The sequence below is a fragment of the uncultured Dysosmobacter sp. genome, from assembly GCF_947631165.1.
Taxonomy (GTDB): Bacteria; Bacillota; Clostridia; order Oscillospirales; family Oscillospiraceae; genus Oscillibacter.
Genome location: NZ_CANRKH010000003.1, coordinates 1 through 13,454, shown reverse-complemented (window position 1 = coordinate 13,454; position 13,454 = coordinate 1). Strand labels below are relative to the sequence as shown.

Sequence of the window (13,454 nt, the reverse complement as noted above, 5' to 3'; positions counted from 1 at the left end):
GCAAATGAAAGGAAAGGACGCATAATAAAGATGAGTAAAGAACAGCTGTATCAGATTATTGAAGAAAATAAAAAAGATTTTGAAGAGATCAGCGATGCCGTTTGGGAATATGCGGAGCTTTGCTTTGAAGAAGTAAAATCCTCAAAATTACAGATGGAATATATGGAAAAGCAGGGCTTTCGCATTACAACACCCATTGCCGGGATGAAAACGGCATTCATGGCGGAATTTGGCTCTGGAAAGCCGGTTTTAGCCATGCTGGGTGAAAATGATGCGCTGGCCAATCAAAGTCAGGTAGCAGACCTTCCGCAGCAAAAGGCTTTAGTAGAAGGCGGGGCGGGCCATGCCTGCGGCCATAATCTCCACGGCACAGGCGCGATCGAAGGTGTCTGCGCTCTGAAGCGCTATATGGAACTGAACCATATTCCTGGCACGCTGCGCTATTATGCCTGCCCAGCGGAGGAAGGCGGCGGCGGCAAGGTCATTATGTGTGCGGCCGGGACCTTCCAGGATGTCGATGCCTGCGTTTCTTGGCATCCTTTTGCTAAATTTTCAGTGACGCGAAACCATCTTGCATTGATTCAGTTTGATTTGACCTTCCACGGCACGGCGTCTCATGCTTCCGGCTCCCCCTGGAATGGCCGGAGTGCGTTAGATGCACTGGAACTGACCAATGTGGGTATTCAATTTCTGCGGGAACATATCACGACTGACAGCCGGATCCACTATGCTATTTTAGACGCCGGCGGTACTGCACCGAATGTGGTCCAGCATACGGCAAAAGGGCGCTACTGTGTGCGTGCGTCAGATGTGGACTATGTAGAGGAATTATATCAGCGGGTACTTCGGATTGCACAGGGCGCAGCGATGATGACGGACTGTCAATTAGATGACCCGGATATTATGATTGCGTTGAAAAACAAAATCGGGAATGAGACGCTTGAGCAATTGCTAGTCGATAACATTACCGCATTGCTTCCTCTCTCTTATACTGAAGAAGAGCTGGCTTATGCACGGGAATTCCAGAAATATGGCACTATGCCTGACGCTCCGACACCTATTGACTTTAATTTTTACGATGAACGGCAAAATCCCGGAACAGGCTCGAGTGACTGCTCGGATGTCAGCCATGTCATTCCTCTGGCACAGCTGTATTCCTGCTGCGCTCCCATCGGGGCAATTAACCATGGCTGGACAACAACCGCAGTGGGTAAATCCTCAATTGCAAAGCGTGGTATGCATGTTTCGGCAAAGGCACTTGCGGGGACACTGTTGGATCTGTACCAAAATCCAGAACTGCTGGCGAAGGTGCGCAAAGATTTTCAAGCAGCAGGCGGAGGGAAACCCTACCATACTCTGCTGCCTCTGGATCGGGTACCCAAATAAATAAATTGCGGGCGGCGTCTTTGTGGGAATAGCAGCGCCGCAAGTCCTTGGGACGGGCAGAAAGGCGAGCTTTTTGGCTCTTTCCGGACACCCGTCCCATTGGGACTATCTATGACTAAAGATAGATAGAAGGTGAATGGAATTTGGACTATTTGGAAATTGCGAATTCTCCATCGATGTGGCTTGTATGCGCCCCTATTGTGGTGCTTGTCCTTGCTATCGTCATGGTTTTCTACAAAAAGACGATGCAGATCGCGGAGAAAGCAGGCATCAGCCGGGAGGATTGCAGAAAAGCATTCCGCACAGGGATCATTTCGGCGATTGGGCCTTCCGTGGCGGCGTTTGTCGTGATGCTGGGACTGATGACCGCTGTTGGCGCACCCATGTCATGGATGCGTCTTTCCGTTATTGGTAATGCCAATGCGGAGCTGCTCCATGCCGGCCTTGGCGCAGATGCGATCGGTCAGACAATCGGCAGTAAAAATTATGATATCAACGGTTACGCAGCGTCTGTTTGGGGCATGAGCATCATGAGCATCAGTTGGCTCATCGTTTTGATCTTTGCACCTAAGGCAACACAGATCCAAAACAAATTTGCTCAAAAAGACAGCCATCTCCTGGCACTGGTCAGCATATCCAGCATGACAGGTATTATGTCCTATTTGACTATGCAGAATGTAACTGCCGGCTGGGATATGGCGGTAGCTGCTGCCGCTGCGGCAGCAAGTATGCTGCTTTTGGGCAAAACATCCTCCAAATTGCCGTGGTTAAAGGAATACCATTTGGGAATTGCGATGCTTTTGGGAATGATAGCCGGCTCGGTCACTTCCCAGATGTTCGGATAGGAGAACCGCAATGGAAAACAAACAATCCTCAAAAATCCTCAATAACCCTCTGCCCCCTGAGGTCTATGTCAACGAATACCATAAGCCGTCAATACGTATCGGCACGGTGTTTTATCTGGTGGCATTTGTTTTGTCTTTTCTGCCAGCAGTTACGCTCTGGGCTGTTTATGACACCATTCCTTCGTTTTCGCAGATCGTGTCTGTTGCTGCTGCAATCATTTCGGCATCCATTGCCTGGTGGATCGTAGAACCGATCTCTTATTTCACAGTGCTGGGTACTGCAGGGACATATATGTCCTTCTTGGTCGGCAGCATGAACACTCGCATCCCCTGCGCCATTGCGGCGCAGAGTGTTACCGACTCGGAGCCTGGCAGTCAGCGCGGGGAAATCATGGCGACGCTTGGTATTGCCGGGTCTGTAGTGACGTCGGTGGTATTTGTATCGTTGGGAGCAGTCTGCGGATCGTTTTTACTCGGCAATCTGCCAGAGACAATCACAGCTTCCTTTCAATATGTTCCTGCAGCAATGTACGCGACTATGTTTGCAGGCACTATTGGTAAACGGCCAGACCTGATAGGCTTTGGTGTGATCACTGCATTGCTGCTTCTGAAATTCGGCGTGTTGGTGATCCCTGGCTCTTTGCTGCTGTTGACCAATGTGGTCCTCTGCGTACTTTTTGGGCTTTTTCTATATCAGCAATTTCACCGCATTTAAGTAAAAACTCTCCCTGTCTGGGTCAGAATACCCGGATTAGGGGGAGTTTTTGATTCTTGGCCATTCTTACAAATAAGCAGGAAGGCCTTCAATAAAATGTGCTATTAGAAGTCAAGCCTAAAAAGCGGATTAGCGAAAGATTGCGGATCGTGCAAAACAAGGACAGCAAAACTGGCCTGCTGCTTATGATGCCCTCCGGCGGCTTGTTTTTTGGCAAGTCCTTTTCTCAAGTCCAGATCCCTGTATTTTCAAAAATTTTGTGATTTGAATTGTAGGATTAGATTGCTCAATGTTCCTTTAAGTGTTTTACTAGTTGTGCTTTATCAGCATTTGATAGGAAAGCTCCTCGAATAGCATTGTAGTCCATCTGCAGGAAATCTTCATCCGTCAGCGGAAAAAACCGCATAAGAGCCTGATGTTCTTTGGCAAGGCTGGTAGAAGATACCGTAAGATTGTCTGTATTGACCGTGACTGCCAATCCGTGCCGGTAGAACGATAGTATTGGATGTGCCGCTGGCATTGATACAGCTCTCGTTTGCAAATTACTGGTAAAGCAGCATTCCAAAATCGTTCCTCGCTCTGCCAGAAGCTCCATGCAAGTTGGATCCTGAACCGCCGCTACGCCATGCCCAATACGCTGGGCTCCAAACTCCACAGCTTTCAAAATGTTATCTACACTACCGCACTCTCCGGCATGGATTGTAAATGGCAAACCCGCTTCTTTGGCTTTCCCGAAAAGAGCTTTGTATGCTTCCAGGGGGACCGCACCTTCTGGCCCGGCGAGATCCAAACCTGCCACACCATTTCCGTGATAGTGCAGAGCGGTTTGCAGGGTTTCTTGATTGTGTTCATCTCCCACAATCATACACAACAAGAGGCCAATCTTGATGGATGGAAATTCTTTCATTGCATGATGGACTCCCCGGATAACGCTCTCTACCACATTACTTTGTGTCAGTCCAAGCTCACAATGAAAAGCTGGTGCAAAACGTATTTCTGCATAAATCAATCCTTCCAAAGCCAATCGTTTGACTAAATCATATGCAGATAGTTCCAGAGCATCAGCATATTGCAGGATCCGCTTGGGCAAAGAGAACCGTTCTAAATAGTCAGTCAAGCTTTTGCATGAAGGGGATACAGAAAGGGCTGCGTGCAGGTCAGCAGGAATAGACTGACCGCATCTTTTTAAATACGTCTGGACAAACGGAATAGACAAAGATCCATCTAGGTGCAGGTGAAGATCGATCATTCCTTGGTACATAATGCCTCTCCTTCTCTGCCAGCTCATCCAACATTTCTGTACTGCATGCCAAATTGGGCCTTGTGCGCATTGCGGCTGCATCTTCATAGAAACAGTACCAGCAGCACATATCGCAGAGACTGGATGTTGGTTTGATGAGCGCGATCTGATTCATAGTGGAAGCCTTTTCTTCGGGGCAATTTCAGCACTGATATCTAAAAAATCAATTTTCTGCACAGATGGCGATAACAGCTTCCACCAGACGGAGAAATTCCTGTTTCACTTGGTTAGCTGTCTCCACCACTTCCGCGTGATCGAGTGGACGGTCCAGAAGGCCCGCCGCCATGTTAGTAATACAGGAAACGCCCACTACCTGCATTCCGGTGTGACGGGCCACAATGGCCTCTGGAACCGTGGACATGCCAACAGCATCGGCACCTAGAGCACGAAACATCCGAACTTCTGCCGGCGTTTCATAACTGGGACCGCTGGTCATGGCGTAGATGCCTTCCCGCAGATCAATGCCCATTTCAGCAGCCTGAGCACGGATCTTTTTCCGCAGTTCCCTGGTGTAAACATCACCCATATCCGGAAAACGGGGCCCAAACACATCCAGATTGGGCCCAATCAGAGGATTGGCGCCAGAAAAATTGATGTGATCAGAAATCAGCATCAACGTGCCCTCTCTGAAACTGGTGTTGATGCCGCCGCTGGCATTGGTCAGCAGAACAGTCTTGACACCCAGAAGCTTCATAACCCGGATGGGGATGGTGATTTCCTGCTGCGTACCGCCCTCGTAGTAGTGGACACGGCCCCGCAGCGCCATGACAGGCACACCGTTATACCGGCCAATCACCACCATTCCGCTGTGGCCTTCCACAGTGGGTACGGGAAAACCAGGGACCTCAGAAAAGGGGATGGAGACAGCATGGTCCAATCCAACACAGAAATCTCCCAGGCCGCTGCCCAATACCAGGCCAAGTTCAGGCACCAGATCTGTCTTTCTGCGGATATAATCTGCAGCATCCCGGATTCGCAATTCGATAGGATTCATAATCATACTCCTCATTTAGCAATGTTGTGAAAGAAAAAACGACGGGCAGGCTGTTTCTCAAGACCTATCCGCCGTTTTACAATGTTTTATGAGAAACAGTTAATTCCCCTGCTGCCGGGCACGCCCCAACAGATCGTCCACGTCCTGATCTGACATATTCCCAAATGCCGTCAGAGATTCTCGAATATGCAGGTCTGCCAAATGTACCGTTGGTTCCTTGGCAATTGCCTGCAAAATTTCATCCTCAAGCGGTGTATGTGCGGGTGCGCCCGGCTCCTGTACCATAAAGGAAGGGAAGCAGCATTCCCGATAGTTGTGGATCTCATAAGGCGGGAATTGTGTGAATTTCCCATCCGTTACGCACTCCGCCAGGCCCCAACGGTTTTCGTACTCCAAGAGCTGTTTTTCCATCTGCCGCTTGACGCGGAGAATCTCTTCGGATGGATGATCCCACAGCAGATTCGTCTGTTCCTCCGAGTCTGACGCAAGGTCAAAGAGCTGGTCATGGTCACCATAAGCGTGCACAAACTTATATCGTTGGCCGATCAGACAGCACCAGCGCTTGCTGCCGCGCTGATGCTCCACATATTGGACGCTCCGATCCTTCCTCGGTTTTTTTGCCAGCAGAGACTCGCCCGGCAGCGTGATGGGGCCAGGGTAGGCCGTTCCCGCAGCATCCAGGAATGTCGGAAGAATATCGTTCAGATCCGCAAAGCCTTCCATTTTCGAACCAGCGGCAATATGCCTGGGCCATCGAAGGATCATCGGGATGCGGCAGGATGCGTCATAAGGCAGGAACTTCTGATAAGTGTCCAGGTCTCCCAGCATTTCGCCATGGTCAGATACAAATACCACCAGTGTGTTTTCCCGCAAGCCTTCCTCATCCAGCGTTTTCAAGATCCGGCCCACATTGTAATCCATGAAGGATACCGCGCAGGCGTAGAGTTCCCGCATCCGATTGATATTGGTCTCATCTGGCAAATCCGCGATACACTGGTTCTCTGTGGCCAGCTTGGAAAGCGGCGTTTTGGACGATGTGTGCGGTGGAATGCATCCATCGTAAAGGTGTGCCCAATTTTCCGGAACGTCAAAAGGGGGATGTGGATGAATAAAGCCGGCCCAGAGCAGGAACGGTTTCGTGCGTGTAGCACGGCTTTTCAGATAGCGAATGGAGCGGTCGGCGACCCAGGAGGAGCTGTGCAGTTCCTCCGGCAAGAGAGACTGCTGAGGCTGCATATACAGCACATTGCGAACTCCGTGGATACTGCCAAGCTGCTCATAACCCTGATCCCGCAGAAATTGCGCGTATTCGTCCTCTGCAATGTCATAGACGACCTCGTCGCAGTTTTCAAACAGGTCAAAACCAGTGGCTCGACGCTCGGGCTGGAAGTGCATTTTACCGATGGCAGCAGTGGCATAGCCGCAGTCTGAAAGGATTTGTGCGAAGGTAGGCAGATCCCAGGGGCAAGCCTTTGCGTCAGGGCCGAAATAGTTGTCATCAAACCCGTGATATCGGGCAGGCAGTCCAGTGATCAGATTGTACCGAGCTGGAATGCAGACGGGATTGGGAGAATAGGCCCGCTCACATAGACAGCCGTCGGCAGCCAGCGCATCCAGAGCGGGTGTTTTCATGAATCCATCCGGCGCATAGGCATGTACATAGTCCCATCGAAGCTGATCCGCCGTGATCAGCAGAATATTGGGGGCATCAGCACGTCTTGGATGCAAGGCAATCTCCTCCATTCGCGTTCAATTCCAGCCGCCATGCTCTCAGGTCTTCCTGGAGCATTTTTTCCATATCCGCAGTGCTCTCACTTCCGGCCAGATTTTCTGTCTCCTGCGGGTCGTGCAGCATATCGAACAGCAGATATATCTCTTCCCGCTGATTGAATACCGCCTTATATCCCCGGCTGAGAAGCATTGTTTCTCCAAAGATCTGGGAGACAATATATCTCTTTGCGGAATTGCTGCCTTTCATCAGGGGAATCAAAGAGCGGGCATGACCATATTCCACTGGTGTTCCCAGCAGTTCACACAGTGTCGGGCCAAGATCCATCAGTTCCACCGGCGTGTCCACAGCCTGTGCGGTTTTTCCAGGAAGAGAGATGAGCATCGGTACACGGACAGAGGTCTCAAAAAACGTCTGCTTGAACAGCAATCCGTAGTCACCGTTTTCCTCACCATGGTCGGCAGTAAAGACAATAATAGTGTTGTCCAGCATATTCCGGCGCTCCAGGCAGTCAAATATCCGCCCGATCTGCTCATCGATCAGCGTCACATGGCCATAATAGCTTCTCCGCAAAGCCTGAATATCCGTATCCGTCATATTGTGCAGGTCCTCTGTCAGGCCAGGATCATATTTCCCGTTGAGCAGTTCGTCATATACACCTCTGGGTCGTTCGGCAGCTACCGTATGCGGCGCCTCCAAGGGCGCCGGAGGCTTCAGATCCCGGTAGCGCTCTACATACTCAGCAGGAGTGTCCCAAGGGTCATGAGGGCCGCCGAAGCTGACAGTAGAAAACCAGGGCTTATCACAGGGGACCTTTTCAAGATATTCCAGCGCCCGGTCAGCGATATACACATCCGCATAGTCCTTGGTGGGCAGTGGAGTAGGATGACTGTCATAGACATGGCCTTCCTGATACCTGCGGTGCATATCTTCCCGGTAACATTCCAGAAGCCCCCGCTCCTTTAGGTAGTCATAATAGCTGGATCTCTTCGTGGCATAAGTCCGGGGACCAGGCAGCTCATCTACAATCTGATAGCCGTAACTCTGTACCTGCCATGCCAAATCACGCAGATCCGGTGAGAATTTGTGGAGATGCACTTTTCCGAACACAGCAGTTTCATATCCGGCATCCCGGATGCGCTGCATCCAAGTCTGTGATGCCGGGGTCAGTCCCGCGGCATAATTATCCATTGTCTTCAACTCTTCCGGATAAAGTCCGGTGGCAAGAGAAGCACGGGCGGGCATGCAGAGAGGCGAGTTGGTATAGCAGTTAGAAAAGCATATGGCTCCGCTGGCCAGACGGTCGAGATTCGGCGTCTGCATAAAAGAACTCATATAACCAAAAGCGTCATACGCAAACTGGTCTGCCATCAGGAATAAAAGATTATATTTCACGGCGCCTGATCCTCCTTCGCAGGATTTATTTTGCACCCGCACGATTCATGAACTTTGCACCTACCAGCATCACAATGGTGAGGATAATCAGCACAATACAGATAGGCCGGGTTACAAAGATAGACAAATCGTTGTTAGACATGATCAATGCTTTCCGGAAATTGCTTTCAATCGTGGGCCCCAGAATAAAGCCCAGAATAAAGGGAACCGTCGGAACATTCAGCTTAGACAGGAAATAAGCCGCGATACCTACGATCACTGTTACCATTACGTCAAACCAGGAAGTGCTGTTGCTGTATGCGCCGACCAGACAGATCACAAACAGAACGGTGATCAGTGCGGCCTCCGGCACCCTAGTTATGTGAATAAACCCCTTAGACAAAAATCTAACCACAAGAAGCAGGATGATATTGGTCACGATAAAGCCGATCATAATGGCGTACATCGTTGCCCCATTATCCCGGAACAGGAAGGGACCCGGAGCCAGTCCGTGCATCATGAACGCCCCCAACATGGCAGATGCCCCGCCGCTGCCAGGAATGCCCAAGGTCAGGAGAGGAATCAAAGAAGTTCCGGTCACAGCGTTATTGGCCGCCTCCGGAGCCACAACGCCTTCCAGAATACCGGTTCCCAGCAGATCCCGCTTTTTGGAAAAGGTTTTCTCAATGTTGTAGCTGATAAAGGCCGCAATGGCAGCTCCCGCAGCCGGAATAGCGCCGATAATAGAACCCACGATCGTGCCGCGGCAGATCGCGCCGCTGCAATCCTTGTAATCCTTCAGACTCAGCTTTTCCTTGCTGAGTACAACGGCCTGCCCCTTTTCTTTGGAGTTCTCGGGATGTTTGTGTTCAAATCCTATAAAAATACGATTCAGAGCAAAGAAACTCAAAATGATGGGTGTCAAATTGAAGCCGGAGTATAGACGCAGACTGCCAAAGGTGAAGCGCTGAACACCGCTCTGCGCATCCATCCCCACCATGGACAGGAAAATGCCCAAAAGCCCTGCTACAATACCCATGATCAAGTTGCCGCTGTTCAGGCCCGCAATGACAGAGATGCCGAAAATGCCCAGCACAAAGTATTCTGGTGGGGCAAAATTCAGCGTCCAGTCTGCAATCACCGGGGCTAAAAACATCAGCAGGACTGCACTGACGGTGCCGCCTACACAGGAAGCAAAAACTGCCATAGAAAGAGCCTTATAGCTCTCTCCTTTTAATGCCAGCGGGTATCCGTCCCGCACGGTAGCGGCCGCCTCTGGCGCGCCAGGAGTACCAATCAGGATCGCACTGATGGAGCCTCCGAAACAACCGCCCGCAAAGCAGCTGAACAATGTCACGATGCCGGTGGCTGGATCAAGGGCAAAGGTGAAGGGGAGGAGGATCGCGATCGCCATGACGCCAGTGAACCCAGGAATAGCGCCAAACAGCAAACCAACGATATTTCCAAAGAACATACCGATGATGGTCTGCACATTAAAAACTAAGGGAAGGACTTCCAAAATCTGTTCCATGCAGCATCCTCCTTAAAAGCGGATTTTCATAACAAACCGCATCAGCGTGAACAGCAATATGCCCGTGATAATGACTGCGGCATAATAGCGCCAGTCTTTCGACCGCAGCACCGCCAGGAACAACAACGCACAAATAACAGCCGCCGCCACGATATTGATGAATTTAGCGCAGAGTACAGCGGCCACCGCCAGCACCATAGCCAGAATGACCTGCGCATAATCCGAAAACTGTATGGTGATTGTTTTCCCTTTCTGCACACCGATGGCCAGCAGGATCAGCTGAAGAACGCAGAGCACTGCCATGGCGCCGCACATGAGCCGCGGAAACGCCCGGGGACCGATATCGGTGGCGGAAGCCGCATCTTCAATGCAGTAGGGAATGGCAAACCATAGAACGATGGAAAGGAGCAGGAACAGGACAGCCGAGACAGCCGTCGTATTGATCGTTTTTTTCATTTCTAATCGACGGTTCCTTTCATTCTGCATACCCTCAATGGACAGAGGGTATAAAAGGGCCAGAAGCCGCGAAGGATCTCCGGGACTTCTGGCCCTGTCTTACAGGTGTTTTAGACCGTTTCCCGAACAGATTGCAACTGTCCGATCTGGACTCTGAGAATACGAGGTTTTAATCCAACGTGAAAGTCGTCTTTGCCATAGTGGTGAATTCATCCAGATAAGCAGTGATCTCATCAGAGGTTATGCCGGTGGGCTGGAAGCCGATCTGCTCACTTTCAGCAATGAAATCAGGATTGGCATAGACTTCATTGATGGCATCGTGCAGTTTTTCTACGATGGCGGCATCGGTGCCCTTGCGGATAGAGTAGTAATAGAAACCAGTGTAAGTAATGTCGATACCCTTATCCTTGGCGCAGGGAACGCCGGCGGAAAAAGCATCATCATCCGTGTAAGTATCGTCGCCAAACCAGAGGATAGGCACGATATCACCATTTTTCACATAGTCTGCTGCGTCTTTGAATGACGAGACACTGACATCCACCGTTCCAGCCATCAGGTTGGCCAGACCCTCAGAGGTATTGTTCTGGGTTATTGTATCGGATGCAATATCCATTTGATCCAGCAGGCTCTTCTGCAAAATGTACAGGGAAGTACCGGCGCCGCCGCTGCCGAACACAACGCGGCTGCTCTTGCCATATTCCTGCAGATCCTCAAAAGTCTCAATTCCTGTCTTTTTGGGATTAGCAAATAAGCAGAAATTTGTAATATTGTGGTCGATGATGGGAACATACTCATCCACAGAATACTGTACCTGAGAGACCAACGGGGTCACGGTCATCAGCCAACCGTCTGTCAGCAGGATAGTGGAAGTATTGGCCTCCTCACTCAGGTATTCCGTCGTACCCAGCTGTCCGCCAGCGCCGGCGGTGTTCTCCACCACTACGTTGACGCCCAGCACATCGGCCAGATACTTGGCAGTCGTTCGGACCTGAACGTCCAGGGCACCGCCGGTCTTGAAAGGAACCATGATGCGGAGCTCGCCGCTTTCGGGATAATCCAGCTTTTCGTCCTGTGCCGTAGTTGTATCACTCTCACCAGGGGACGTTTCCGCTTCTTTAGAACCGCAGGCAGTCAGAGTGAAAATCATGCTCATTGCGAGCAGCACCGAGAGAATTTTTTTCATGTGTTTTCCTCCTTGCTTTTTACATCATTCACATTTTTCTTCTTTTTCCTATCTATTTATGTTATAGTAAACATATCACAAAAAAATTTGAGTTATCGTGACAAATGTCCGATTCCTATGAAAAATTGCAAAATTGTACCTTTTGCCGAAAAATGATGCTGTAAATTGTGATAATTGCAATTTTCCGCGGTACAGTTTGCAGAGGAGGCCTCCTATGACGATTCAGGATGCAATGATCAAATATCCATGGCTCCACGAGATCCTTCGTGAATTGCCCGATGAAATGATCTCCCAAGTCAAGGTGCGCCGCTTTAAGCCAAATGATACAATGATTAAAGATTGCTGCAACAATCATTACACATTCATTATTTTGGATGGCATTTGCTATACGCACCAGACTTCCGAAACAGGAGATCAATTCACGCTCCGCAAGGCAACTGCCGGTGATGTGGTCGGTTTTTTCGGAATCTATCCAAATAAAGCGGATTTTGACGCCGCAATCTATGCAAAAACAACTCTGGAGGCGGCGATTCTTCCAAACTCTCTTGTGACACAATGCTTTGGCACTTACCCTGCATTTTCTGCCAATATCTCCCGCTGTGTCATTGAACGACTCCACGCTCTTGTCAACCTGCTTTCCGTGTGTACCAACAGTCCGTCCCATCTTGCCATCATCACATATTTAGAGTACAACTACATATTTTACGCCAAATCGTATCCAAAATCTTATTCGGGACCTATTGAAATATTGGAGAGCAGGCAGAACATTGCTGATTTTCTCGGCATTGACATAAGGAGTGTCTATCGTCTGCTGAAAAAGCTGACGGATGACGGATTAGTCTCTATTTCCAATCGAAAACTCTATATTGACAGGCAGCAATACGAAGCACTTCACCAGGTCCGTTACCGTTGGTCGGTATAGTCGCAGTTTCCGATTCATTATACAAATATTTTTAATGCGGGGAATTTCGGACCTGTCCCTGGCTTTTCAGACAACGGACGCGCAGTCACTTCCATAGCAACCGCCCACAGGCAAAAGTACTCCGGACACTTGCAGCGGTGATGAGAGGACACTGCAACTATTGCGGTGCAAGCGGAAACACGAAAGGTATTAGAACCCTCCATCTATATCTGATTACGACAACATCTGATTACGACAACATGCCAAATGTTCAAGCAATGCAGCCAAAAGAGCAAACTCACATGGGAAAAGTTCAGCTGAACATGGCGAGCTGCGTTGCTCCACCCAAGATATGTGTTAATTTATGGGGACCAAAGACTATTTAAAGCGCCGTATGGCTTAATAGGGCACGTAGTTCTGTGAGGGGCGAAGGCAGAAATGCCATTTTGTCTACTCGACAAATAATCGGCGGATGTACTCTTGTGAATACGGCTTCTAACAGTGGGAAAGCGAGTGCCATGACTGAGCATATCTTCCATAGCCCGGAAGGTGCTGCTTATCAGCCCAACAACTGGGCAAACCGGGTATTCAAGCCCTTTATAAAAGAGCTTCATAAGCTGCACCCGGAAGTTCCTGAGCTATCTCCGCATGAATTGAGACACACCAGAGCTACACTGTGGATCGCTCAGGGGATGGACCCGTATATGGTAGCTCGTTTGCTCGGACACAGCGATTTGAAGATGCTGACGAAAATTTATGACCATACCAGCATAGAGACACTGCGAAAATCCCTGCTCTCCGCAAAAGCAAGGAAGAGCAAGGGCAAGGAAACCGCTCCATAATCGAGGCGGTTTCTTTTTTGTGAGGGGGAGAACTAACCTCAAAATTAACCTTAAAAATTGGAAAGATGTCGTATTTTTGTCGTGTTTTCTAAATTATGGAAACCACACAGACAAAAGAAAATCCCTCAAAGCCTTGCGGCTCTAAGGGAATTTTCTGGTGGACGATACAGGACTCGAACCTGTGACCCCCTGCACGTC

Annotated in this window: 12 protein-coding genes; 5 read left to right on the top strand and 7 right to left on the bottom strand. The window is 49.8% G+C overall.

The genetic code is table 11. From position 1 onward, the window contains the following. The first annotated feature begins 30 nt into the window (after nucleotides 1-30). The 3 genes from Q0Z69_RS02205 (at nucleotide 31) to Q0Z69_RS02195 (ending at nucleotide 2,946) form a co-directional block, all read left to right on the top strand. Nucleotides 31-1,386: an amidohydrolase gene (locus tag Q0Z69_RS02205; RefSeq protein ID WP_298029452.1), complete on the top strand. Its 1,356-nt coding sequence runs from the start codon at nucleotides 31-33 to the stop codon at nucleotides 1,384-1,386. A 143-nt stretch (nucleotides 1,387-1,529) separates the two neighbouring features. After that, nucleotides 1,530-2,231, top strand: a complete 702-nt coding sequence (locus tag Q0Z69_RS02200) for a DUF5058 family protein (protein WP_298029450.1) — start codon at nucleotides 1,530-1,532, stop codon at nucleotides 2,229-2,231. 10 nt (nucleotides 2,232-2,241) lie between these two features. After that, nucleotides 2,242-2,946, top strand: coding sequence for a hypothetical protein (locus Q0Z69_RS02195; protein WP_298029447.1), 705 nt, complete (start codon nucleotides 2,242-2,244; stop codon nucleotides 2,944-2,946). A 286-nt stretch (nucleotides 2,947-3,232) separates the two neighbouring features. Here Q0Z69_RS02195 and add read toward each other — a convergent pair whose 3' ends face one another. The 7 genes from add to Q0Z69_RS02160 form a co-directional block, all read right to left on the bottom strand. Next, nucleotides 3,233-4,207 (bottom strand): adenosine deaminase, encoded by a 975-nt coding sequence (gene add, locus Q0Z69_RS02190; protein ID WP_298029445.1) that lies wholly within the window; start codon nucleotides 4,205-4,207, stop codon nucleotides 3,233-3,235. Between the two features lie 202 nt (nucleotides 4,208-4,409). Beyond that, nucleotides 4,410-5,240: a purine-nucleoside phosphorylase gene (locus tag Q0Z69_RS02185; RefSeq protein WP_298029443.1), complete on the bottom strand. Its 831-nt coding sequence runs from the start codon at nucleotides 5,238-5,240 to the stop codon at nucleotides 4,410-4,412. 99 nt (nucleotides 5,241-5,339) lie between these two features. Beyond that, nucleotides 5,340-6,968, bottom strand: a complete 1,629-nt coding sequence (locus Q0Z69_RS02180) for a sulfatase (RefSeq protein ID WP_298029442.1) — start codon at nucleotides 6,966-6,968, stop codon at nucleotides 5,340-5,342. Further along, nucleotides 6,949-8,364: a sulfatase gene (locus Q0Z69_RS02175; protein ID WP_298029440.1), complete on the bottom strand. Its 1,416-nt coding sequence runs from the start codon at nucleotides 8,362-8,364 to the stop codon at nucleotides 6,949-6,951. The genes Q0Z69_RS02180 and Q0Z69_RS02175 overlap by 20 nt, the downstream gene beginning before the upstream one ends. A gap of 25 nt (nucleotides 8,365-8,389) precedes the next feature. After that, nucleotides 8,390-9,874 (bottom strand): tripartite tricarboxylate transporter permease, encoded by a 1,485-nt coding sequence (locus tag Q0Z69_RS02170; protein ID WP_298029438.1) that lies wholly within the window; start codon nucleotides 9,872-9,874, stop codon nucleotides 8,390-8,392. Between the two features lie 12 nt (nucleotides 9,875-9,886). Continuing rightward, the gene (locus Q0Z69_RS02165; protein ID WP_298029436.1) at nucleotides 9,887-10,330 is read right to left on the bottom strand and encodes a tripartite tricarboxylate transporter TctB family protein; all 444 of its coding nucleotides are present in this window, start codon (nucleotides 10,328-10,330) and stop codon (nucleotides 9,887-9,889) included. 169 nt (nucleotides 10,331-10,499) lie between these two features. After that, nucleotides 10,500-11,513, bottom strand: coding sequence for a tripartite tricarboxylate transporter substrate binding protein (locus Q0Z69_RS02160; RefSeq protein WP_298029434.1), 1,014 nt, complete (start codon nucleotides 11,511-11,513; stop codon nucleotides 10,500-10,502). Nucleotides 11,514-11,727: 214 nt separating this feature from the next. Here Q0Z69_RS02160 and Q0Z69_RS02155 point away from each other — a divergent pair, with 214 nt between their 5' ends. After that, nucleotides 11,728-12,435, top strand: a complete 708-nt coding sequence (locus Q0Z69_RS02155) for a Crp/Fnr family transcriptional regulator (protein ID WP_298029433.1) — start codon at nucleotides 11,728-11,730, stop codon at nucleotides 12,433-12,435. 497 nt (nucleotides 12,436-12,932) lie between these two features. Beyond that, a complete protein-coding gene (locus tag Q0Z69_RS02150; protein ID WP_298029431.1) occupies nucleotides 12,933-13,256 on the top strand; it encodes a tyrosine-type recombinase/integrase in 324 nt (107 codons plus the stop codon). Nucleotides 13,257-13,454: the final 198 nt, after the last annotated feature.